Consider the following 21,209-nt stretch of genomic DNA (forward strand, 5'->3'; position numbering starts at 1 on the left):
TACGTCGGCGGGCCAAATCGGAATCGCAGTCAGTTCTGGAGTTCCGCGGCGTCGTCGATCCGCATCGACCCCAGCTTATCAACGGTCTCGTCGAGCTTCTCGTCGAGTTCGTCGACGAACTCGTGGGTCCGCTCCGTGGTGATCGCTCCCTGGCTAGACGGCTCGATGAGGTTCTCCTCTTCGAGGACGCGCAGCGAGTATCGGACCTTGTGGTGCGGGTACCCAGTCTCGTTCGACATCTTCACGATGCCGATCGGCTCGTTCTCGATGACCATCCGCAGGACTTGGAGGTGACGTTCCAGCATGTCTACCTCTTTCTCTAGTCGATCTATCATGGCACATGTTAACTTGTCATGCCCCCGTTTAAAAGTTGCTGTCGGCGACCGCGGTCACCCTGTCAGATCGCACCCTTTGACGTGGCAGTAATTAACGTGTTCGATTGCGGCGCAGCGCGCGGCTCGGACGCGGCGCGACCGATCGCGACGGAGACCGCGAGAGTGAGTACAGGTCCGGAAACTGGGAAGATACACGAACGAGCCTATTTCCTGTGAGCCGTTTATTCAGTGATCCTCATTCGTGGTTATGTCGCAGTCACAGACCGTAATCGGTTTTACCCCCCGCCGGGAATCGGCAGGTCGTATGACACTCACCATCGTCGGCTCCCAACTCGGCGACGAGGGCAAAGGCGCGCTCGTCGACCGGTGGGGAGGGGACGCGGACGTCGTAGTCCGTTATCAGGGCGGCGACAACGCCGGCCACACCGTCGTCGAAGGCGGCGCGGAGTACAAACTCTCGTTGGTTCCCAGCGGCGCGGTCCGGGGGACCGTCGGTATCCTCGGCAACGGCTGCGTCGTCAACCCGAAGACGCTGTTCGCCGAGATCGACAACCTGCGCGAGCAGGGGCTCGACCCCGACGTGCGCGTCGCCCGCCGGGCGCACGTGATCATGCCGTACCACCGCGTGCTGGACGGGATCGAGGAGGAGGTAAAAGCCGACGACGACGCCGGCGACGCGGTCGGCACGACCGGTCGCGGTATCGGCCCCACCTACGAGGATAAGGCCGGCCGCCGCGGGATCCGGGTCGCGGACCTGCTCGACCCCGAGACCCTTCGCGAGAAGCTCGAGTACGCGGTCCCGCAGAAGCGCGCGCTCGTCGAGGACGTGTACGGGCTCGACCTCGACAGCGAGGCGCAACGCGCCTCTGGCAGCCGGACGCAGTCCGGCGACGACGACAGCGATGACGACCGCGCGGCCGCCTTCGACGTCGACGCCCTCCACGAGGAGTTCGCCGCGATCGGCGAGCGCCTCGCCGACGAGGGGATGACCGTCAACTGTTCCGACTACCTTCACCGCCGTCACGAGGCGGGCGACGAGATCCTCTTCGAGGGCGCGCAGGGGACGCACATCGACGTCGACCACGGGAACTACCCGTTCGTCACCTCGTCGAACCCGACCGCGGGCGGCGCGGCCGTCGGCTCCGGGCTCGGCGTCACGACGGTCGGCGACGGCGAGGTCGTGGGCATCGTGAAGGCGTACCTCTCGCGCGTCGGCGAGGGGCCGCTCCCGACCGAACTCGACGGCGACGCCGACGAGGAGGCGCTCGCCGACGAGATCCGCGAGAAGGGCGGCGAGTTCGGCACGGTCACCGGCCGCCCACGCCGGATCGGCTGGCTCGACCTGCCGATGCTCCGTCACGCCGCGCGCGTCTCCGGGTTCACCGGGGTCGCGGTCAACCACGTCGACGTGCTCGCCGGGCTCGACGAGCTGAAGGTGTGTACCGGCTACGAGCTCGACGGAGAGACGCTCGACACCGTCCCCACCACGACCGACCGGTGGGAGCGCTGCGAGCCGGTATACGAGACGCTCGACACGTGGGCGCCGTTCGACTCCTCGGCGGTCGCCGAGGCGGGCTACGACGCGCTCCCCGAGGCGGCCCGCGACTACCTGGAGTTCGTCGCCGACGAGATCGACACGCCGGTCTACGCCGTCGGCGTCGGCCCCGACCGCGAGGAGACGGTCGAACTGACGAACCCGTTCGACGAATAGGAACTCGCCCGTCTACCGTCGGATTTCGGGCCTATTCCCGCGGATCTATCGCGTTCAGCGCGGCCATGTCTTCCGCCGTCAGCGACAGGTCCGCGGCCGCGAGGTTGGATTCGAGGTGGTCGACGCTCGACGTGCCCGGGATCGGGAGCGTCACGTCGGAGTGGTCGAGGAGCCACGCGAGCGCGACCTGCCGCGGCGTGGCGTCGCGTCGCGCCGCGACCTCGTCGAGCGCGTCGGCGGACTCGTCGTCGTCGACCGCGTACATCGGGCCCCACGGGATGAAGCCCACGCCGCGGCCCTCGCAAGCGCGCAGCACGGCCTCGTCGTCGCGGTGGCCGACGTTGTACCGGTTCTGGACGGTCGCGATGTCGACGATGTCCGTCGCGGTCTCCAGCTGCTCGACGGTGACGTTGGAGAGCCCGACGTGCGCGATCTGCCCGGCGTCTTTCATCTCCGCGAACGCGTGGACCGACTCCGCGAAGTCGGTGTCCGGGTCCGGGCGGTGGAACTGGTAGAGGTCGATCGTGTCGGTGCCGAGGCGGTCGAGGCTACACAGGACCTGGTTCTTGAGGAAGTCCGGGTCGCCGTGGGGGAGCCAGTCGCCCTCGCGGTTGCGGAGCAGCCCGGCCTTCGAGGCGATCACCACGTCGTCGGGATCGCCGATCGCCTCGCGGATGAGCCGCTCGGAGACGCCCGGGCCGTAGGAGTCCGCGGTGTCGACGAAGTCGACGCCGAGGTCCACTGCCCGCCGGAGCACGTCCCTCGCGTCTTCCTCGTCGGCGGGCCGGCCGATGACGTCCTCGCCGGTGACCCGCATCGCGCCGAAACCGAGTCGGTCGACCGTGAACGCCCCGCCGATGTCGAACGTGTCGCGTCCGCCGCTGGTGTCGGAAGCCATGGTCCGTCCGTCTCGCGCCACGCTGAAAGCGGTAGGGGTGGCGGAAGGGGACGCGACGAACGGGCGCGGCGCGGCGCGCCGCCGCCCGTCTTGCGCCCGTCGCTACTCATAAACCGCCCCCGAGTAATCGTAGGGTATGGACGCCGAGCGCGAGGTACTCGACGTGTTGGCGCGGAACGCCCGCGAGGACATCGACGACATCGCGGCCCAGACGGGCCTCGACGCGGCGGCGGTAGCTGACGCGATCGACGCGCTGGAGGGCGACGGCGTCGTCCACGGCTACCAAGCCGTGGTCGACTGGGACCGCGTCGAGGAGGGGAAGATCCGCGCCGTCGTCGAGATCAACGTGGAACTCGACCGCGAGACGGGGTACGAGCAGGTCGCGGACCGGATCGCGAAGTTCCCCGCCGTCGACGCCTTACACCTGGTCTCGGGCGACTACGACTTCGCCGTCGAGGTGCTCGGCGAGAACATGCAGGACGTCTCCGAGTTCATCTCCGAGCAGGTCGCGCCGATGCCGGCGGTCACCCAGACCGTGACCCACTACATCATGGAGACGTACAAGGACGGCGGGATCCGGTTCGAGGACGGGGACGACGACGACCGCCTCTCCGTGTCGCCATGAGGATCTCGGACCGCGCGCGCACCCTCCCGGAGTCGGGGATCCGGAAGTTCTTCGAGCTCGCTGAGGCGCGCGACGACGTGATCTCGCTGGGGGTCGGCGAGCCCGACTTCTCGGCGCCGTGGGCCGCCCGCACCGCCGCGATCGACTCGCTCGAACGCGGGAAAACGTCCTACACCGCGAACCGCGGGATGGCCGCGCTCCGCGAGCGTGTCGCCGCGCACCACGAGCGCTACGACCAGTCGTACGACCCGTCCGAAGAGGTCCTGGTCACCACCGGCGCGAGCGAGGCGGTCGACCTCGCCTTCCGCGCGCTCGTCGACCCCGGCGACACCGTGGCGGTCCACGAGCCGACGTACATCTCCTACGGACCGGGGATCGAACTGGCAGGCGGCGAGCGGCTGACGGTCCCCACGCGCGCCGCGGACGATTTCGCGCTCACCCGGGAGTCGCTGGAGGCCGCGGGCGCGGCCGACGCTGACCTGCTCGTGCTGTGTTACCCGAACAATCCCACGGGCGCGACGATGACCGACGAGCAACTCGCGGAGGTCGCGGCGTTCTGCCGCGACAACGAGCTCCGCGTGGTGGCCGACGAGATATACGCCGCGCTCACGTACGGGGGCGACCACGCCTCGATCGCGACCCAGCCGGGGATGCGCGAGCGCACGGTCGTCGTCAACGGCTTCTCGAAGGCGTACGCGATGACCGGACTGCGGCTGGGGTACGCGCTGGGGCCGACCGACGCGATCGACGCGATGAACCGGATCCACCAGTACACGATGCTGTCGGCGCCGACGACGCCGCAGTACGCGGCGATCGAGGCGCTCGACCGCTGCGACGACGAAGTGTCGGAGATGGTCGAGGAGTACAACCGCCGCCGGCGGCTGGTCGTCTCCCGGTTCAACGAGATGGGCCTCGACACCTTCGAGCCGGGCGGCGCCTTCTACGCGTTCCCCGAGTGCGGCGGGGACGACGAGGCGTTCGCCGAGGAGCTGCTGGAGGCGCAGGGCGTCGCCGTCGTCCCGGGGTCGGTCTTCGGCGAGGGCGGAGAAGGGCACCTCCGGGTGTCGTACGCGACCTCGATGCGCGAGCTGAAGGAGGCGACCGACCGGATCGCGGCATTCGTCGAAGGACGCTGAGGCCGCGGTCGCGGCGCAGTCCCCGTCGCGATACGGCCGTCGCGGGGCGCCTGACGCGCTGGTGGCACACTCGGGCGCGTAAACGAACAACTACTTCCAAATTTATTGCCGTTCGCCAAAGATTATCACGCTCGATCCTGATGTTCGAGCCATGGAGTTCCAGCTAACCGACGAACAGAAGCAGCTGCGCGAGGAGGTACGGAAGTTCGCCGACGAGGAGATCCGACCGGTCGCGACCGAGTACGACGTCGACGAGGCGTACCCCCACGAGGTGATGGACAAGGCCGCCGACATGGGACTGCTCGCGCCGCACGTCCCGGTCGAGTACGGCGGGATCGGCTACTCCTCGCTGGAGAACGCCATCCTCACCGAGGAGCTGTTCGCGGCCGACCCCGGGATCGGGCTCTGTATCTCGAGCGCCGGGTTCGGCGCCGAGGCGCTGATGGAGTTCGGCACCGAGGAACAGAAGGAGCGTGTCCTCCCCGAAGTGACCGCGGGCGACGCGGTGATGGGGTCGGCCATCTCCGAGCCGCAGGCCGGCTCGGACGTGACGAGCGTGGCGACGCGGGCGGAGAAGGACGGTGACGAGTGGGTCATAAACGGGTCGAAGATGTGGATCACGAACGGCACCGTCGCGGACTACTTCGTCGTCGTCTGCGAGACGGACCCCGATATCGACGACCGCTACTCGGGCTACTCGCAGATCCTCGTCGAGGGCGACCGCGACGGGCTCACCTGCGACAAGATAACCGGGAAGCTCGGCATCCGCGCGAGCGACACCGCGGAGCTCCGCTTCGACGACGTGCGGGTGCCCGAGGAGAACCTGATCGGCCAGCGCGGGATGGGATTCCTCCAGCTCATGCAGTTCTTCGACGAGACGCGGACCGCGGTCGCCGCGCAGGGCGTCGGCATCGCCCGCGGCGCGGCCGAGCGCGCGCTGGAGTACGCCGAGGAGCGCGAGCAGTTCGGCCGCTCCATCTCCGACTTCCAGGCGATCAAACACAAGCTCGCGGAGATGCACACGAACACCGAGGCCGCCCGCTGGCTCACCTACCGCTCCGCGTGGGCGGTCGACAACGAGGCCGGCGACCTGACCGCGCTCGCGTCGATGGCCAAGGAGTTCGCCTCCCGGACCGCGGTCGAGGTCGCCGACGAGGCGGTCCAGATCCACGGCGGCGCCGGCTTCGTCAACGACCACGACGTCGAGCGACTCTACCGCGACGCGAAGATCACGCAGATCTACGAGGGGACGACCGAGATCCAGAAGAACATCGTCGCCCGCGAACTGCTCGACGAGGGGATGTGAGGGCGGCGACGGACCGCCGGTCGCCCGCGACCGACATCTAAAACCCCCGGTAGGCCTATATCGTCGGTATGAACGAGGAGGAGGCCCTCGGAGAGGGTAACGACGCGCGCTTCGAGGGCGGCGACAGGGCGGACCCGGAAGAGCGCCTCAAGCGACAGCGCGACGATCTACAGCTGCTGAACCAGGTGATGCGCCACGACATCCGCAACGACCTCCAGCTCGTCGGGGCGTACGCCGAACTGCTCGACGACCACGTCGACGAGGAGGGGCGGGAGTACCTCGACGTGATCAAGCGGAACACGCAGAGCGCCGTCTCGCTCACCACGACGGTCCGCGACCTCGCCGAAGTGATGCTCCGCGAGGACGCCGAGCCGAGCCGCGTCGCGCTCGACCGGGTCCTCTCACAGCAGGTCGAGGAGGTGCGGTCCGCGTACTCAGAGGCCGTCTTCACGGTGGAGGGCTCGTACCCGGAGGTCGAGGTCGTCGGCGACGAGATGTTGAGCTCGGTGTTCCGGAACCTCCTGCGGAACGCGGTCCAGCACAACGACGAGACCCCGCCGAAGGTGACGGTGTCGGCGACCGTCGACGAGGGCGAGGGCGTCGCCGAGGTCCGCGTCGCCGACAACGGGCCGGGGATCCCCGAAGGCCAGCGCGACGAGATATTCGGGAAGGGGGAGAAGGGCCTCGACAGCCCGGGCGCGGGGATCGGGCTGTACCTCGTCCGCTCGCTCGTCGAGATTTACGGCGGGGGCGTGTGGGTCGAGGACAACGAGCCGAGGGGCGCTGTCTTCGTCGTCAGGCTTCCGCTCTGCTCGGAGTGACCCCGCGACGCGCCGTGTCGCGGCGGCTCACTCGTCGTCGTACTCCATCGCGACCGAGTTGATACAGAACCGCTTCCCCGTGGGCTCCGGGCCGTCGTCGAACACGTGCCCGAGGTGCGAGTCGCAGTTCGCGCACCGGACCTCGGTGCGGCGCATCCCGTGGCTGGTGTCCACCGTCGTCGTCACCGACTCCTCCTCGGCGGCGTAGAAGGCGGGCCAGCCGCAGCCGGACTCGTACTTCGTCTCGGCCTCGAACAGGACCGTGCCGCAGGCGCGACACTTGTACTCCCCGTCGTCGGGGTGGTGGTCGACGTACTCGCCGGAGAACTTCGCCTCCGTGCCGCTCTCGCGCAGCACGCGGTACTCCTCGTCGGAGAGTCGCTCGCGCCACTCGTCGTCGGTCAGCTCCGCCGGGTCGCGCTCGTCTGTCTCGCTCATACCCCCGATACGCGCCCCACGGGCAAGGGGGTTGCGACGGGCGAGCCGCGGAGAAGTTGCGGCCCGCGGCCCCAAACGGTATCCACCCGGCGGTCCGATTCGCGCCCATGGCACGCGAAGTCACGCACGAAGAGCGGGGGCCGACGATACTGGACGACGACGACAAGGGGGACGACGGCCTAATCTACGTCTGTCGGTGCGGGCTCTCCGACTCGCAACCGCTCTGTGACGGCTCGCATAGGGCCACGGCCGACGAGGAAGACGGCGTCGTGTACAAGTACGAGGACGACGACGCCGACGGCGAGCGCCGCGAGGTCGACGGGATCGCGTTCGAAGATGCGTAGCGGCGGGCCGCCGAGCGCGACGGCGCCGGCGGTCAGATCACGCCCATCTCCCCGAGCCGCTCGGGGAGGTAGGTGTCGGTGACGAAGTCGAGCCCGCGGCTCGCGAGGGACTGCTGTTCGGACTTCTTGCCGATGTCGAGCTGGAGCTCGATCTGCTCTTCCCAGTAGTCCGTCTGGAACCGCGGGTCCTCCAGCTCGGATTCGAGGGCGTTGATGTCCGAGTCGGATAGCGGGTCGGAGGGGAGGTCGTACTCGACGATGTCCTCGGGCTGGATCCCGATGAACCGCGCCTCGGGCGTCGCGAGGTACTTCGAGAGATGTGCGGACTTGATCGAGCCGTACGCGACGGAGCCGTAGATCCGGTAGGACCACGGGTCGCCGTCGGTAAACACCACGACCGGGAGGTCCAGCTCGTCGCGGAAGCGCTTCGTGAGCCGGCGGGTGGCGCGGGCGGGCTGGCCGCCGAGGTGGACCACGAGGGCGTCGTGGGCCTCGTCGAACCCGTTCTCGACCAACCGGTCACGCATCCCGCCGGTCTCGACGCAGAGGACGAACTCGGCGTCGTTGTCGAGGAACTCGATGGTGTCCGGGTTGTTCGGGATCTGGTAGCCGCCCTGCCCCACGTCGAGCTGACAGTGGATCTCGCGTTCACCGCGGTTGGTCTGCTCGCGGAGGAGCAGCGGCCCCATCACCTTCGCGCCAGACTCCTCCGGGCGCATGTGGAAGTCCTCGCGGGTGACGCCCGTGACGATCTCTAAGTCCTCCACGAGGTCGTTCGACTCGTCCTGGGAGTTGAACTGCGCCTCGTCGTTGTCCCACGACTCCGACAGGTAGTACAGCTCACGCAGCGTCGACGAGCGATCGTCGTCGAGCTGGTTCGCGAGGAACTCGATCGTGTAGGCGGCTTTCAGCAGCTTGCGCGCGCCCCGCACCGAGTTCGCGCTTCGCGTCGAGGTGCGGTCGCCGTAGGTCCAGACGCCGCTCTCCTCGTCGTACTCGATGTTGCTCTTCGTCCGCGTGGGGAGCGTCATCTCCGGAATCGACCCCGCCGCGAACTGGTCGTAGAAGTCGGCGGCCAGGTCGATCAGCTCGTCTCGTGCGTCGCTTTCGGTCGTCATTAGTCGTTCACCGTGAGTTTCTCGGTCTCCACGCCGCCGACGCTGACCTCGAACTCGGGGTCGCCGTCGACCGCGTACGTCAGTTCTCGCTCGTCGCCCGAGGGGACCTCGGGCTTCCACTGGACGAACCACTCGCCGTCCATATCCACCACCGTTCCGTCGGAGAGGTCGGTCGGCTCCGCCGAGACGATGTCGGTGATCTCCAGCTCCTCGTTCACGTCCGAGTGGTTCTCAACGGTGAGCGTCACCGCCTCGCCGTTCACCTCGCGCTCGACGCTGACGTTGTTCATGATCCGCGCCAGGGCCCCGTCGATGTCGGGGCGCGGCCGGCCGGTGACCTCCGAGACCTTGTCGGCCATCTCCGGGAGGATGCGACCGAGCACGTCCTGTTTCTCCCGGCGCTGCTGCATCGAGCGCCGCTTACTGAGGAACGACTTCAGTTCGCGGGCGGCCTCCCGGACCGCGAGCTCGATCTCGTCTTCGATCTCGGGGACGTTCGCGAGCGCGTCCTTTGACTCACTCGTGAACGGGACGTTCGTGGAGGCGACGTGGATGCTGATGACGGCCGGCCCGTTCGGCATCCCCGACCCCCCGGGCTGGTCTAACCCGTAGTTGCGCCACCCGATCTGTTTTATCACGTCCGTCGTCGCGCAGGCGCCCCGCTGGTAGACGAGCGGGACGCGGTTGGCGAACCGGAGCAGCTCGACCGACCCCTCGGCGGGGATCTCGCCGCCGTACGCGATCCCGGCCTCGACGATGAACGGGTCGCCGCCGTGGACCTCGGCGTCGCGGGTCGCCGCCGCGTAGAAGTCGGCGTCGTACTCCTTCCGTAGCCCGGCCTCGACCAGCTCCGCCGTGATCGGTGCGAGACACCCGGTCGGCGGCGCGAGGATGTCCGTCGTCCGCATCGCCTCTAGGAGGTCGGCCGCGGCGTCGCGGTCGCCCGCGATCGACTTCACCTTCGGCGGGTCGTCTGGCACGGTCCGCGCCCGCGACCAGAACGCCTCGACGACGTTCTCGCGCGCGGTCTCGCCGAAGGTCGCGTCGTGCTGCTCGGCGACGAACGACGCCGCGTCCGCGACGAGGCGTTCGAGGTCGTCGCGGGTGGTCCGGAACGCGTCGCCGTCGAGGTTCTCGAACCGGCGCGCGAGCGCCTCGGCCATCGCCTGAACCGCGGCGTCGTCCTTCCGCGTCGACGTGGCCTCGTCGACCAGCGCGTACACGTCGGGGACGAGCGGGGACTCCTCGGGGTCGTCGGCCCCGCCGTCGCCGCTCGACGCCGCGGCCTCCTCGTCCGCGCCGCCGCGGCCGGTGACCGCCCGCCACCCGGCGTCGACCGCGTTCTCGCGGACGGTCCCGCCGAACGTCTTTCCGGTGTCGTCCTCGACCGTCTCCGCGACGTTGTCGACGATGTCGGCGAGCTCGGACCGGGTGATCCGGTCGTTGTTCCCGACCGTCTCGGCGACGCCCGCTGCGAAGGCGGTCGTCGCTTCCGCGCCCTTGTTGGCGACGGCCTCGGAGACCGCGCTCGCGATATCGCGGTCGTCGTGCGCTCGGGGCGGCGACCACGACAGCTCGCGGCCGTAGTACACGTCCCGGAAGTTGTCGATCACGCTGTCGGCGGTCTTCTTGCCGACCCGTGTGAACTCCTCTTGGAGGAACCCGGAGACCGAGTACGACTCGGTCGCCTCCAGCATCTTGATCAGCGTGCCGAGCTCGACGCCGTGGGGGTGCGGACGGATCTCCTCCGTCTCCGCCGGCAGCTCGTCGGTGGCGCGCTCGAACTTCATCGGCTCGTCGAGCCCCGGCTCGCGCAGTTCGAGCCGTGCGTGGGGGTTGACGACCGCGGTGTGTTTCACGTAGTCGTGGAGCTGCTGGCGGGCGCGCATGTTCGCCTCCATCTCCAGCTCGATCCGGGTCCCGTGGGGGCGGTCCCACGTCGTCTCCTCGTCGGCCTGGATCTCCGGCTCGTTCGTGTCCGTATCGATGATGAGCTCGAAGTACTGCGCCCGCGATTGGCCCTTCGGCCGCGAAGTGATCTTCGCCGGCTGGCCCGAGGTCAGCTGCGAGTACAGGACGGCCGCCGAGATCCCGATCCCCTGCTGCCCGCGGGACTGCTCGCGGGCGTGGAACCGGCTGCCGTACAGGAGCTTTCCGAACACCTTCGGAAGCTGTTCTTTCGTGATCCCAGGCCCGTTGTCCTCGATGACGAGCCGGTAGTAGTCGCCCACCTCCTCGATCTCGATGTAGATGTCGGGGAGGACGCCGGCCTCCTCGGTCGCGTCGAGGGCGTTGTCGACCGCCTCCTTGACAGCGGTGACGAGCCCCCGGGCGCCCGAGTCGAACCCGAGCATGTGTTTGTTCTTCTCGAAGAACTCGGCGATGGAGATCTCGCGCTGGCCCTCGGCCAGCTCCTCCGCGATCCCCTCCTCGTCGCCGATCGTCGACTGGAAGGACGTCATTCGGTACTCACTCCTTTCCCCGAGGCACCTAAAAACGCACCGGCGGCGCGGTGAAAGTGTATCCCCGCGGAAGAAGCCGTCTCCGACGGATGCGTGTGCCGCTCTCACGTGACAGTTCTCGGGACGCGTCTGAACTCGCTATCCCGTCATACCGTCGGCCGCCCGGTCATTACATTGAAATAATTTAAATTTATTGATCAATGCGGCACGGTGATGTGTCACAGACCAGCATTCGTGCCGGGAGGGAGCACTGAAATGACAGACGACGCGAGTGGCGAGGCGAACCGAGCGCGAACCACGACCCGACCGCCGGAGCCGGACCGACGGGCGGTACTCCGAGGCGCGGCCGCGACCGGCGCCGCCCTCGTCTGGGGCACGTCGACCGCCGTCGGCGAACCGAGAAGTGGGAACGGCGCCGGCGTCCGCGCTGCGGGCGGGTTCCCACCGAAGGGGATCACGACCTACGGCCGGAGCGTCGACCTCGGAAACGGCTCGGTCAGGACGTTCACCACCGAGACCCCGTCGGGCGAGCCGAAGTACCACGGCGTGGAGTTCGACCGGACGGCGCTGGAGGGCCTCCCGAACGCCGGCGAGCTCGAAGCGGCCAACCACCGGGCCGAGACCGACAAGTACCGCGCGGGCGGGCAGGCGACGCAGGTCCACTTCAAGCAGTCGCTCCAGTTCTTCGTCCCGTTCCCAGCCGCGGAGCGGACGCCGTTCACGTTCCTCGGGCTCAACTGGAATCCGGGCGGCCACTTCGGCGGGGCGGGCGCGTGGCTCAAGCCGCACTTCGATATTCACTTCCACATGCTCGATCCGGCGACCGTCGACGCCGTCGACGGACCTCGACTCCCGCCGTACGACACCGGGAACGGGGAGTACGCGCCCGGCAGTCCGCAGCCGGATCCCGACGGCGAGGTGACGGAGACGCGGTTCGATTACGACCAGCTCCCCGAGGGGTACGCGCGGTCGCCCGAGCCGGTCGCCGACCAGCGGTACATCACCGACATGGGCGAACACACGGCTCCCGCGGACGCGCCGGAACTCCCGGACGGCCCGGGCGAGCCGGGGGACCCGGACGCGTTCGCGAATACGCTCATCCAGGGGTTCATCGCACCCGACGAGAGCGAGCCGCCGCGGTTAGCGTTCGTCGAACCGATGATCACGCGGGACTTCTTCAGGGGCTTCGAGGGGCGGGAGACGTACGCGGTCCCGCAGCCGGACACGTACCCGCACGCCCGACGGCACCCGACCGAGTACGCCGTCCGCGACGTTCCGTCCGCGGACGCGGTGGCCGTCGTGTTGCGCGGGTTCGAGGAGACCTGATTTCGGAGCGTCGCCGCCCCGTCCCGGGGACGCTCTCGGGCGACGGTTCGGCCGCCGACAGGTTTCTCCCCGTGACGCCCCTTCCTCCGTCCATGTCAGGATGGACGGCCGACGAGATGCCGCGGTTGGACGGGAAGACGGTGGTCGTCACCGGGGCGAACAGCGGGCTCGGGTTCGAGGGGACCCGGGAGTTCGCCGCGAGGGGCGCGACCGTCGTGATGGCGTGTCGGAGCGTCGAGCGCGCCGAGGCGGCGGCCGACGAGGCCCGGGCGGACGCCAGGGGCGGCCTCGACGGCGACCTCGACGTCCGCGAGTGCGACCTCGCGTCGCTCGACTCGGTGGAGGCGTTCGTCGAGGGCCTGCGAGACGACTACGACGCCGTCGACGTGCTCTGTAACAACGCCGGCGTGATGGCGATCCCGCGTAGCGAGACCGAGGACGGCTTCGAGACGCAGTTCGGCGTCAACCACCTCGGCCACTTCGCGCTCACCGGACGGCTGTTCGACCTCCTCGACGCCGCCGAGGGGATCGGCGGTGACGCCCGCGTCGTCACGCAGTCCTCGGGGGCCCACGAGCAGGGCGAGATGGACTTCTCGGATCTCAACTGGGAACGGTCGTACGGGAAGTGGCAGGCGTACGGACGCAGCAAGCTCTCGAACCTGCTGTTCGCCTACGAGCTCCAGCGCCGGCTCGACGCCGCGAGCGACGAGGACGGCGACCCGGGGATCCGCAGCGTCGCCTGCCACCCCGGCTACACCGACACGAACCTCCAGATGCGGACCGCCGAGGAGAGCGGGAACCCGCTGATGAAGGTCGGCATGAAGGCCGCGAACGCGGTCCTCGGGCAGGACGCCGATATCGGCGTCGAGCCGATGCTGTACGCGGCCACCGCCGACGTCGACGGCGGGGCGTACGTCGAGCCGGGCGGCCTGATGAACATGCGCGGGCACCCGACCGTCGGGCGGTCGAACGACGCCTCCTACGACCGGGACGACGCCCGGAAGCTCTGGGAGTACTCGACCGAGGCGACCGGCGTCGAGTACCCGGTGTAGGCGGTTTTCGCGCGCCGCTCGCGCGGCCGCGGCTCGCTCGGTCCGTCCCTCAGTGAAGCGTCCCGTCTCGGACGTGGGCGTCGTGCGCGAACAGCGCGTAGCCCACGTCGACCGGCCGGTAGCCCGTCTCGTCGGCGATCGCGCGGATCGGCTCGATCATCGTCACGTAGTCGGCGGCGTCGAACGACTCCTTGCGCCCGTCGAGGTAACCCAGCCGCTCCAGAGACGCCCAGACCCGCGTGTCGACGACGGCGTGCCGATCGCCGTCGAGCGCGGCCACCACGCACGACGCGGTCGCCGCTTTGAACCCGGCGAGGCCGGTGATGAGGTGGATCGACGAGAAGTCGCCGTCGACGGCGCGCGCGTTGCGCGTCACCTCGCGGCAGCGCGCCTCGGGATTCTTCTCGACGTGGTACGCGCTCCGCGTGGACGACTCGTAGGCGATCTCGTACAGCTGGTCCCGCGTCAGGTGCCCCTGCGAGCGGTACCGCTCGCCGAACTCGTCGAGCCGCTCCGGGAGGACGCCCTGCGTCTCGGCGTAGCGGTCGAGGTTCTCGGCGACGAACGCGTCGAGGTCGTCGAGGTGGCTGTTAGGGTCGTCGGCCTCCATGTAGAAAGCTCGTCGCTCGGCGAGTAAAACGGCGACGCCGCCGGCGGGAGGGAGAGACGGCGAGGGCGTCGGCCGACGGACGAACGACGGCGCCGTCGCTCGCGGTGCGTAATATACACGGAACGCGTTTCGAGAGCTGTCCGAGTTCGCCGGTAGCGGATGCCGCCGGACGAGTTACAGCCGAGTGAGGTTCGTCGCGCGCGGACCCTTGTCCGCCTCCTCGATCTCGAACTCTACCTCCTGTCCCTCCTCGAGGTCCGGGCCGCCGACGTCTTCCATGTGGAAGAACACGTCCTCGTCAGCGTCGTCAGTCTCGATGAATCCGTAGCCGCCGGTGTCGTTGAAGAAGTCGACCTTGCCTGTCGCCATCGCGGATCAACTGTCGCCCGACGAGGTGATAAGTGTTGTGTGCCGCGTTCGTGGGGAGGAAATAGGGTCGAGTTCGGGCGAAACCCTCCGGTAGCTTCGGATTCTAAATTTTCTCTCTTGTCAGGCTTTGGTTTCGAATGGGAAAACGCACTAAGGGAGTATCCCGTAGTAGTACCCAAGATGAGTGCCAGAACGACCCACCTCGACATCACGGGGATGAGCTGCGCCAACTGCTCGGCGGCGGTCGGCGACGCCGTCGAGTCGCTGGACGGCGTCTCGCGGGCGGACGCGAACTACGCGACCGACGAGGCGAGCGTCGAGTACGACCCGGAGGCGACGTCGCTCGCGGCGATCTACGACGCGATCGAGGACGCGGGCTACGGGGCGGTCTCGGAGACGGCGACCGTCGCCATCACCGACATGTCGTGCGCGAACTGCGCGGACGCCAACCGCGACGCCCTCGAGTCCGTGCCCGGCGTCGTCGACGCCGACGTGAACTACGCGACGGACGAGGCGCAGGTCCGATACAACCCCGCCGAGACCTCGCGGGCGGCGCTGTACGACGCCGTCGAGGACGCGGGCTACTCGCCGGTCCGCGAGGACGAGGACTCGAACGGCGAGGGGGAGGACGGCGACTCTGGCGAGAGCGCGCGCGACGCGGCTCGGAACGCGGAGATCAGAAAGCAGCTCCGGCTGACGCTGTTCGGCGCCGCGCTGGCCGCGCCGCTGCTGTTCTTCATGGCCGACAAGCTCCTCCTCGGGGGCGCCGTCGTCCCGGAGCGGGTCCTCGGCGTCGAGATCGGCTGGGTCCAGTTCGCGCTCGCGACGCCGGTCCAGCTGGTGCTCGGGCGGCCGTTCTACAGGAACTCGTACAAGGCGCTCGTCACGAACGGCCGCGCCAACATGGACGTGCTGATCGCGCTGGGGTCGTCGACGGCGTACGTTTACTCCGTCGCCGTCCTCCTCGATCTGGTCGCCGGGAGCGTCTACTTCGACACGGCGGCGCTGATCCTCGTCTTCATCACGCTCGGCAACTACCTCGAAGCCCGCTCGAAGGGACAGGCCGGCGACGCGCTGCGGAAGCTCCTGGAGATGGAGGCCGACACCGCGACCCTCGTCGACGAGGACGGGACCGAGCGCGAGGTCCCGATCGACGAGGTCGCGGTCGGCGACCGGATGAAGGTCCGCCCCGGCGAGCAGATCCCGACCGACGGCGTCGTCGTCGAGGGACAGTCCGCGGTCGACGAGTCGATGGTGACCGGGGAGTCCGTCCCGGTCGAGAAGGGCGAGGGCGACGAGGTCGTCGGCTCGACGATAAACGAGAACGGCCTCCTCGTCGTCGAGGCGACGAAGGTCGGCGCGGACACCGCGCTCCAGCAGATCGTTCAGACGGTGAAGGAGGCGCAGTCCCGCCAGCCCGACATCCAGAACCTCGCGGACCGGATCTCCGCGTACTTCGTGCCCGCGGTCATCGCGAACGCGCTGTTCTGGGGCGTCGTCTGGTTCCTCTTCCCCGAGGCGCTCGCGGGCTTCGTCGACTCGCTCCCGCTGTGGGGGCAGGTCGCGGGCGGACCCGGTTCGACCGGCGGGACCATCTCGGTGTTCGAGTTCGCCGTCGTCGTGTTCGCCTCGTCGGTGCTCATCGCGTGTCCCTGCGCGCTCGGGCTCGCGACCCCGGCCGCGACGATGGTCGGGACCACCATCGGGGCGCGGAACGGCGTCCTGTTCAAGGGCGGCGACGTCCTCGAACGCGCGAAAGACGTCGACACGGTCGTGTTCGACAAGACGGGAACGCTCACGGCGGGCGAGATGGAGCTCACCGACGTGGTCGCGACCGGTGAGGTCCCCGACGGCGGCGCGGTCGCCGAGCGCGGCGACGCGGCGGCGACGGACGACGCGACGGCGACGGCCGAAGACGAGATCCTCCGGCTCGCCGCTAGCGCCGAACGCGGCAGCGAACACCCCCTCGCCCGGGCGATCGTCGACGGTGCCGAGGCGCGCGGCCTCGACCTCGGCGAGCCCGAGTCGTTCGAGAACGTCCCGGGGCACGGAGTCAGAGCCACCGTCGACGGCGACGAGGTACTCGTCGGCAACCGGAAGCTGCTGCGCGACGCCGGGATCGACCCCTCGCCCGCGGCGGACGCGATGGAGCGGCTCGAACGCGAGGGGAAGACGGCGATGCTCGTCGCGCGGGTCCCCGCCGGCGCGGACGACGGGGAGCTCCTCGGCGTCGTCGCCGACGCGGACACGGTGAAACCGAGCGCAAAGGACGCGGTGAGCCAGCTCCGCGAGCGCGGGGTCGACGTGATGATGATCACGGGCGACAACGAGCGCACGGCCCGCGCGGTCGCAGAGCAGGTCGACATCGACCCCGAGAACGTCCGCGCCGGCGTCCTCCCCGAGGACAAGTCCGACGCGGTCGAGGCGATCCAGAGCGACGGCCGTCGGGCGATGATGGTCGGCGACGGCGTCAACGACGCCCCCGCGCTGGCGGTCGCGTACGTCGGCACCGCGATCGGCTCCGGGACCGACGTGGCGATCGAGGCCGCCGACGTGACGCTGATGCGCGACGACCCGCTCGACGTGGTGAAGGCGATCCGCGTCTCCGACGCGACGCTCCGGAAGATCAAACAGAACCTCGTGTGGGCGCTCGGCTACAACACCGCGATGATCCCGCTCGCGTCGCTCGGGCTGCTCCAGCCCGCCCTCGCGGCCGGGGCGATGGCGTTCTCGTCGGTGTCGGTGCTGACGAACAGCCTCGCCTTCCGCCGGTACGATCCCGACGGAGACTACGCGCTCCTCGGGTTCCTGCGGCGCTGAACGCCACCGACAGTCCCTCGTCGGTCTCTCTCGGCTCGCCGTCCCGAAGTCCCAAGACGGCGCGGAGCGTACGCCGGCGCATGTCCACCCTCCTCGTCGTCGGCGGCAGCGGGTTCATCGGACGCGGCGTCTGTCGGTTCGCGGTCCGCGACGGCCACGAGGTCCGCAGCGTCTCGCGGGGCGGCCGCCCGGACCTCGCCGCCGACTGGGTCGACGACGTCTCGTGGACGAGCGCCGACCTCTTCCGGCCGAACGCGTGGCGCGATCGCCTCGACGGCGTCGACGCCGTGGTTCACGCCGTCGGGACCCTCACCGAGGCGCCGACCGACGGCGTGACCTTCGAGCGCGTCAACGGCGACGCGGCCCTCCTCGCGGCGCTGGAGGCGGAGCGGGCCGGCGTCGACGCGTTCGTCTTCCTCTCCGCGGCCGGGAAGCCGCCCGGCGTCCGGAACGCCTTCCTGACGGCCAAGCGACGCGCCGAGACCGGGATCGCCGACCTCGACCTCGACGCCGTCACCCTCCGACCGGGACCGGTGTACGGGGAGGGACAGCCGCACGTTCCCGGCGTGGTCGACCGCCTCCTCCGGTTCGTCGCGAGCGCGCGGCCGATCGCGTCCCGGCTCGGCGAGTCGCGGCCGCTCTCCGTGGACACGGTCGCGCGGGCGACGTACCGCGCCGCGCTGGATCCGGACGAGCGGTTACTCGACGTCGGTGATATTCGCGAACTCGCCGGGTGAACGGCGAGAGTAATCGGGCGCGTTAGCGCGCGCTCTGCTCTTTGGCGATCTCCAGCGAGATGAAGAAGCCGAAGTAGGCGGGGATCCCCGCGAGCATGAACATGTACAGCACCCACTGCGGGGCCGCCGAGAAGGCGACGTTGTACAGCGACGACGCGAGCCCGACCCACACGAGCGCGAACAGCAGGTCCTGTAACATTCCGGTGCCGTTCTCGCTGAGTACGTGCCGGGCGCGGTCGGCGACGCTCGGGTCGGTCAGCTCGTCGTCCGGCGTCTCCGCGGCGTCCGAGTCGGGCATATGGTGAGTGGCTGAGGGGGATACGTCGGTGTTGCGGAATCGCGCGGCGTCGACCGCGCGGCGAGTCGATCCGTCCGTCGGCGAGGAACCGAACCTCGGGGTTCAGTCCTCGTCGAGGTAGTCGACGACGAGGACGGGGACGTGCGTCGAGCGCAGGGTACGCTCCGTGACGCTGCCGAGCAGGGCGCGGCGGACGCCCGCGCGGCCGTGGCTCCCCATCACGATGATGTCGATATCGTGATTCTCGGCGTAGTCGGCGATCACCTTGTGGGGTCGCCCGCCCGCGACGTGTTCGATGATGTCGACATCGCGCTCGGCGCCACGGTCGGCGACGACGCCGGTCGCCGCTTCGGCCTGTTCTTTCAGCTCGTCCATCTCGTCGAACCGACCCTGCTTGATTCGGTCCACCTGTTCGGTCCCGAGGCTGATGTTCACGGAGTCGATGTCGACGACGTACAGCGCGTGGACCTCGGCGTCGTACTTCTCCGCGAGGTCGAGGGCGTGGTCGACCGCTGCCTCCGCGACGTCGCTGCCGTCGGTGGGAACGAGGATGCGGTCGTACATTATCGCTCCTCCTCCGTCGTCTCGTCGTCAACTGCGCGACCACCGTCCGTCGCGACGTCTTCACCGCCGTCGGCGACCACGTCCTCGGCGGTCTGCTGTTGCCCCATCGGTTCGGGGCTGTGACACTGGCGCACCATCCGCTTGGTCTCCAATGGCGGTTCCGGCGTCGCCATCGAGACGACAATCGTGACGAGGAACACGAGCGGCGTTCCGATTAAAGCAGCGCCGATCGGCGGGACGTACTGGGCGTAGATCGGGACGATCGCCTGTCCGGAGCCACCGGCGATGTCGGCGAGGAAGCCCAGGTAGGCGGGCAGGACGCTGTTGATGATCGAAGTGATCCACAGCAGGAGACCGACGGACATCCCGGCCAAGGCCCCCTGGCGGTTGGTGTTCTCCCACCAGAGCCCGAGGAAGAACATCGGGAACAGCACGGTGCCGGCGAGCGAGAACGCGTAGGCGACGAGTTCACCGATGAGCGCCGGCGGGTTGAACGCGGTGACGGTGACCAGGGCGCCGATGCCGATGATGGTCGCCCGCCCGATGAGCACCTGCTGGCGCTGGGTCGCGTCGGGGTTGATGAGCTCCGAGTAAATGTCGTGTGCGACGGCCGAAGAGGCCGTGATGAACAGTCCGGCGGTCGTCGCGATGGCCGCGGCCATCCCGCCGGCGGCGACGAGGCCGACAAACCAGCGCGGCAGGCTCGCGAACTGGGCGGCCAGCACGACGATAACGTCCCCTTCCGCGCCGGACATCGCCTGTTGGCCGCTGTAGACGGCGTCCGGGGAGAGGTTGTTGACCGCGGCGAACAGGTCGACGCCGAAGGCGGCCATCGCCGGCGCGGCCCAGTACAGGAGCATGATGAAGAACAGCCCCGAGACCGTCGACCACCGGGCCGTGCGCTCGTTTTTGACCGTGTAGAACCGGACCAAGACGTGCGGGAGTCCGCAGGTCCCGACGATGAGCGAGAACGCCGTCGCGACCCAGAGGTAGTAGCTGTTCCCGCCGATGAACGGTTCGGAGAACTGCCGGCTGAGTTCGCTGAACAGGGTGCCGTACTCGATCTGCGGAAGCACGGTGGAGTAGCCCTGCGAGAAGCCGACGACGTAGACGCCCGCGAGGAACGCGATGATGAGGATAACGTACTGGACGGCCATGTTCTTCGTCGCGCCCAGCATTCCGGAGAGCGCGAGGTACCCGACCGTTATGGTCATCATCACGACGATCATCGGGACGATGTCGAGCCCGAAGACGTACTGGCCGACGAGCCCCATCCCGCGGGCCTGGCCCACGGAGTAGACGTACGCGATGAGCAGCGTGGTGAACGCGGCCAGCGCGCGTGCCATCGGGGAGTTGAACCGGTCCGCGACGAAGTCCGGCGCAGTGTACTTCCCGAACCGGCGCATTTGCGCCGCGAGGAAGATGAGCAGGACGAAGTACCCGGTGGTCCAGCCGACGATGAACGCCAGCCCGTAGAATCCGGACAGCGCGACTAGCCCCGCGAGGCCGAGATACGAGGCGGCCGACATCCAGTTGGCGCCGATCGCCATCCCGTTCTCGATGTTGCCGATACCCCGGCCGGCGACCCACATGCCCTCGGCGTCCGCCACCTTGAACACGAACCCGATGACGAGGAACGAGGCCATCATCAGGAAGACGATGATCGCCGGGAGGAGCTTGAACGAGATGTCGAGCGCCTCGGCTTGAAGCGGGGCCATCATCCCTGCTGCCCCCCGTCGTCGACGCTCCCGGAGTCCGCGGGCTCCGCGGCGGTGTGTTCGATGCCGTACTTATCGTCCAACTTGTCGCGCTGACGGGCGTAGACGGCCGCCAAGACGAGGGCGCTCGTCGGCGCTCCGAAGGCGACGAGGAAGTAGTGGAGGGGGAACCCGAGCACCGGTACCGTCGTCGTCGTCATCGGCCCCGGAGCGAGCATCGTCAGTGTCACCGGGCCGAAGACGGCGAGCGCCCAGACGATGAATCCGGTCCAGACGATCCTGAGATGGTCCCGCATGTACGCGGTGCTCGGTTTCAGCAGGTTCACCTCTTCGCTGAGGTAGTCGGTGTCCCTGTGCGTCTGTGCGGCTCCGGCAGAGGCGACGCCCCCGTCGGTGGCCGCGTCGTCGGATGCGCGCCCCCCGTCGGTGACCGCGTCGTCCCGTTCGCGTGAGGTATTATCTGTCATGTTTTGGCCTGAGTCGTGAGTTTGTTTATCTGAGTTTTTCGTGATAGTTGCCGT

At 68.7% G+C, this 21,209-nt stretch carries 21 protein-coding genes; 10 read left to right on the top strand and 11 right to left on the bottom strand.

Going from position 1 to position 21,209, the window contains the following annotated elements; translation table 11 throughout:
• Positions 1-29: 29 nt before the first annotated feature.
• Positions 30-335, bottom strand: a complete 306-nt coding sequence (locus EXE52_RS09550) for a hypothetical protein (protein WP_049929599.1) — start codon at positions 333-335, stop codon at positions 30-32.
• A 304-nt stretch (positions 336-639) separates the two neighbouring features.
• Here EXE52_RS09550 and EXE52_RS09555 point away from each other — a divergent pair, with 304 nt between their 5' ends.
• Entirely contained in the window at positions 640-2,046 is a 1,407-nt protein-coding gene (locus EXE52_RS09555; protein WP_049929598.1) for an adenylosuccinate synthase, read from the top strand.
• A 31-nt stretch (positions 2,047-2,077) separates the two neighbouring features.
• Here the strand turns inward: EXE52_RS09555 and EXE52_RS09560 are convergent, their stop codons facing one another.
• Positions 2,078-2,944 carry an aldo/keto reductase gene (locus EXE52_RS09560; protein ID WP_049929597.1) on the bottom strand — a complete coding sequence of 289 codons (867 nt, stop codon included), beginning with the start codon at positions 2,942-2,944 and terminating at the stop codon, positions 2,078-2,080.
• 136 nt (positions 2,945-3,080) lie between these two features.
• Here EXE52_RS09560 and EXE52_RS09565 point away from each other — a divergent pair, with 136 nt between their 5' ends.
• The 4 genes from EXE52_RS09565 to EXE52_RS09580 all read left to right on the top strand — a co-directional run bounded on the left by EXE52_RS09565 (position 3,081) and on the right by EXE52_RS09580 (position 6,832).
• Positions 3,081-3,569 carry an Lrp/AsnC family transcriptional regulator gene (locus EXE52_RS09565; protein ID WP_049929596.1) on the top strand — a complete coding sequence of 163 codons (489 nt, stop codon included), beginning with the start codon at positions 3,081-3,083 and terminating at the stop codon, positions 3,567-3,569.
• On the top strand, positions 3,566-4,705 hold the full coding sequence (locus EXE52_RS09570; protein ID WP_089307670.1) for a pyridoxal phosphate-dependent aminotransferase: 1,140 nt from the start codon (positions 3,566-3,568) through the stop codon (positions 4,703-4,705). Before EXE52_RS09565 ends, EXE52_RS09570 begins: the two co-directional genes overlap by 4 nt.
• A 151-nt stretch (positions 4,706-4,856) precedes the next feature.
• Complete coding sequence (locus tag EXE52_RS09575) at positions 4,857-6,011, top strand: acyl-CoA dehydrogenase family protein (protein ID WP_089307669.1); 1,155 nt, start codon at positions 4,857-4,859, stop codon at positions 6,009-6,011.
• A 68-nt stretch (positions 6,012-6,079) separates the two neighbouring features.
• Positions 6,080-6,832 (top strand): sensor histidine kinase KdpD, encoded by a 753-nt coding sequence (locus tag EXE52_RS09580; protein WP_089307668.1) that lies wholly within the window; start codon positions 6,080-6,082, stop codon positions 6,830-6,832.
• Between the two features lie 27 nt (positions 6,833-6,859).
• On the opposite strand, the gene msrB is transcribed toward EXE52_RS09580, so the two are convergent.
• Positions 6,860-7,270, bottom strand: a complete 411-nt coding sequence (gene msrB, locus EXE52_RS09585) for a peptide-methionine (R)-S-oxide reductase MsrB (protein ID WP_049929592.1) — start codon at positions 7,268-7,270, stop codon at positions 6,860-6,862.
• A gap of 107 nt (positions 7,271-7,377) precedes the next feature.
• Here msrB and EXE52_RS09590 point away from each other — a divergent pair, with 107 nt between their 5' ends.
• Positions 7,378-7,614 carry a CDGSH iron-sulfur domain-containing protein gene (locus EXE52_RS09590; protein ID WP_089307667.1) on the top strand — a complete coding sequence of 79 codons (237 nt, stop codon included), beginning with the start codon at positions 7,378-7,380 and terminating at the stop codon, positions 7,612-7,614.
• 32 nt (positions 7,615-7,646) lie between these two features.
• Here the strand turns inward: EXE52_RS09590 and EXE52_RS09595 are convergent, their stop codons facing one another.
• Positions 7,647-8,732, bottom strand: a complete 1,086-nt coding sequence (locus tag EXE52_RS09595; protein ID WP_049929589.1) for a DNA topoisomerase IV subunit A — start codon at positions 8,730-8,732, stop codon at positions 7,647-7,649.
• The gene (locus EXE52_RS09600) at positions 8,732-11,194 is read right to left on the bottom strand and encodes a DNA topoisomerase VI subunit B (RefSeq protein WP_086215802.1); all 2,463 of its coding nucleotides are present in this window, start codon (positions 11,192-11,194) and stop codon (positions 8,732-8,734) included. Before EXE52_RS09600 ends, EXE52_RS09595 begins: the two co-directional genes overlap by 1 nt.
• 255 nt (positions 11,195-11,449) lie before the next feature.
• On the opposite strand from EXE52_RS09600, the gene EXE52_RS09605 reads away from it, so the two are divergent.
• Both EXE52_RS09605 and EXE52_RS09610 read left to right on the top strand, forming a co-directional pair.
• Positions 11,450-12,520: a hypothetical protein gene (locus tag EXE52_RS09605; protein WP_089307666.1), complete on the top strand. Its 1,071-nt coding sequence runs from the start codon at positions 11,450-11,452 to the stop codon at positions 12,518-12,520.
• Positions 12,521-12,612: 92 nt separating this feature from the next.
• On the top strand, positions 12,613-13,572 hold the full coding sequence (locus tag EXE52_RS09610; RefSeq protein ID WP_089307665.1) for an oxidoreductase: 960 nt from the start codon (positions 12,613-12,615) through the stop codon (positions 13,570-13,572).
• Between the two features lie 49 nt (positions 13,573-13,621).
• Here EXE52_RS09610 and EXE52_RS09615 read toward each other — a convergent pair whose 3' ends face one another.
• Together EXE52_RS09615 and EXE52_RS09620 are read right to left on the bottom strand one after the other, a co-directional pair.
• The gene (locus EXE52_RS09615; RefSeq protein ID WP_049929586.1) at positions 13,622-14,182 is read right to left on the bottom strand and encodes a hypothetical protein; all 561 of its coding nucleotides are present in this window, start codon (positions 14,180-14,182) and stop codon (positions 13,622-13,624) included.
• Between the two features lie 174 nt (positions 14,183-14,356).
• Entirely contained in the window at positions 14,357-14,551 is a 195-nt protein-coding gene (locus tag EXE52_RS09620) for a cold-shock protein (protein WP_004045866.1), read from the bottom strand.
• Between the two features lie 180 nt (positions 14,552-14,731).
• Here EXE52_RS09620 and EXE52_RS09625 point away from each other — a divergent pair, with 180 nt between their 5' ends.
• Both EXE52_RS09625 and EXE52_RS09630 read left to right on the top strand, forming a co-directional pair.
• Positions 14,732-17,371: a heavy metal translocating P-type ATPase gene (locus tag EXE52_RS09625; RefSeq protein ID WP_089307664.1), complete on the top strand. Its 2,640-nt coding sequence runs from the start codon at positions 14,732-14,734 to the stop codon at positions 17,369-17,371.
• Positions 17,372-17,451: 80 nt separating this feature from the next.
• A complete protein-coding gene (locus tag EXE52_RS09630) occupies positions 17,452-18,108 on the top strand; it encodes an NAD(P)-dependent oxidoreductase (RefSeq protein ID WP_089307663.1) in 657 nt (218 codons plus the stop codon).
• Between the two features lie 22 nt (positions 18,109-18,130).
• Here the strand turns inward: EXE52_RS09630 and EXE52_RS09635 are convergent, their stop codons facing one another.
• From EXE52_RS09635 to EXE52_RS09650, 4 genes are all read right to left on the bottom strand, one after another.
• Positions 18,131-18,406: a hypothetical protein gene (locus EXE52_RS09635; protein WP_089307662.1), complete on the bottom strand. Its 276-nt coding sequence runs from the start codon at positions 18,404-18,406 to the stop codon at positions 18,131-18,133.
• A 102-nt stretch (positions 18,407-18,508) separates the two neighbouring features.
• Positions 18,509-18,970 carry a universal stress protein gene (locus EXE52_RS09640; protein ID WP_089307661.1) on the bottom strand — a complete coding sequence of 154 codons (462 nt, stop codon included), beginning with the start codon at positions 18,968-18,970 and terminating at the stop codon, positions 18,509-18,511.
• Complete coding sequence (locus EXE52_RS09645; protein WP_049929581.1) at positions 18,970-20,691, bottom strand: cation acetate symporter; 1,722 nt, start codon at positions 20,689-20,691, stop codon at positions 18,970-18,972. The genes EXE52_RS09640 and EXE52_RS09645 overlap by 1 nt, the downstream gene beginning before the upstream one ends.
• The gene (locus tag EXE52_RS09650; RefSeq protein WP_089307660.1) at positions 20,688-21,155 is read right to left on the bottom strand and encodes a DUF4212 domain-containing protein; all 468 of its coding nucleotides are present in this window, start codon (positions 21,153-21,155) and stop codon (positions 20,688-20,690) included. The genes EXE52_RS09645 and EXE52_RS09650 overlap by 4 nt, the downstream gene beginning before the upstream one ends.
• Positions 21,156-21,209 lie beyond the last annotated feature (54 nt).

Source organism: Halorubrum sp. CGM4_25_10-8A, assembly GCF_005435025.1.
In the GTDB taxonomy this organism is placed as follows: Archaea; Halobacteriota; Halobacteria; order Halobacteriales; family Haloferacaceae; genus Halorubrum; species Halorubrum ezzemoulense.

Excerpts from the sequence above, each read along its gene's own strand:
- EXE52_RS09550 (WP_049929599.1), bottom strand. The coding sequence starts at position 335 with ATGATAGATCGACTAGAGAAAGAGGTAGACATGCTGGAACGTCACCTC.
- EXE52_RS09555 (WP_049929598.1), top strand. The coding sequence starts at position 640 with ATGACACTCACCATCGTCGGCTCCCAACTCGGCGACGAGGGCAAAGGC.
- EXE52_RS09560 (WP_049929597.1), bottom strand. The coding sequence starts at position 2,944 with ATGGCTTCCGACACCAGCGGCGGACGCGACACGTTCGACATCGGCGGG.
- EXE52_RS09565 (WP_049929596.1), top strand. The coding sequence starts at position 3,081 with ATGGACGCCGAGCGCGAGGTACTCGACGTGTTGGCGCGGAACGCCCGC.
- EXE52_RS09570 (WP_089307670.1), top strand. The coding sequence starts at position 3,566 with ATGAGGATCTCGGACCGCGCGCGCACCCTCCCGGAGTCGGGGATCCGG.
- EXE52_RS09575 (WP_089307669.1), top strand. The coding sequence starts at position 4,857 with ATGGAGTTCCAGCTAACCGACGAACAGAAGCAGCTGCGCGAGGAGGTA.
- EXE52_RS09580 (WP_089307668.1), top strand. The coding sequence starts at position 6,080 with ATGAACGAGGAGGAGGCCCTCGGAGAGGGTAACGACGCGCGCTTCGAG.
- msrB (WP_049929592.1), bottom strand. The coding sequence starts at position 7,270 with ATGAGCGAGACAGACGAGCGCGACCCGGCGGAGCTGACCGACGACGAG.
- EXE52_RS09590 (WP_089307667.1), top strand. The coding sequence starts at position 7,378 with ATGGCACGCGAAGTCACGCACGAAGAGCGGGGGCCGACGATACTGGAC.
- EXE52_RS09595 (WP_049929589.1), bottom strand. The coding sequence starts at position 8,732 with ATGACGACCGAAAGCGACGCACGAGACGAGCTGATCGACCTGGCCGCC.
- EXE52_RS09600 (WP_086215802.1), bottom strand. The coding sequence starts at position 11,194 with ATGACGTCCTTCCAGTCGACGATCGGCGACGAGGAGGGGATCGCGGAG.
- EXE52_RS09605 (WP_089307666.1), top strand. The coding sequence starts at position 11,450 with ATGACAGACGACGCGAGTGGCGAGGCGAACCGAGCGCGAACCACGACC.
- EXE52_RS09610 (WP_089307665.1), top strand. The coding sequence starts at position 12,613 with ATGTCAGGATGGACGGCCGACGAGATGCCGCGGTTGGACGGGAAGACG.
- EXE52_RS09615 (WP_049929586.1), bottom strand. The coding sequence starts at position 14,182 with ATGGAGGCCGACGACCCTAACAGCCACCTCGACGACCTCGACGCGTTC.
- EXE52_RS09620 (WP_004045866.1), bottom strand. The coding sequence starts at position 14,551 with ATGGCGACAGGCAAGGTCGACTTCTTCAACGACACCGGCGGCTACGGA.
- EXE52_RS09625 (WP_089307664.1), top strand. The coding sequence starts at position 14,732 with ATGAGTGCCAGAACGACCCACCTCGACATCACGGGGATGAGCTGCGCC.
- EXE52_RS09630 (WP_089307663.1), top strand. The coding sequence starts at position 17,452 with ATGTCCACCCTCCTCGTCGTCGGCGGCAGCGGGTTCATCGGACGCGGC.
- EXE52_RS09635 (WP_089307662.1), bottom strand. The coding sequence starts at position 18,406 with ATGCCCGACTCGGACGCCGCGGAGACGCCGGACGACGAGCTGACCGAC.
- EXE52_RS09640 (WP_089307661.1), bottom strand. The coding sequence starts at position 18,970 with ATGTACGACCGCATCCTCGTTCCCACCGACGGCAGCGACGTCGCGGAG.
- EXE52_RS09645 (WP_049929581.1), bottom strand. The coding sequence starts at position 20,691 with ATGATGGCCCCGCTTCAAGCCGAGGCGCTCGACATCTCGTTCAAGCTC.
- EXE52_RS09650 (WP_089307660.1), bottom strand. The coding sequence starts at position 21,155 with ATGACAGATAATACCTCACGCGAACGGGACGACGCGGTCACCGACGGG.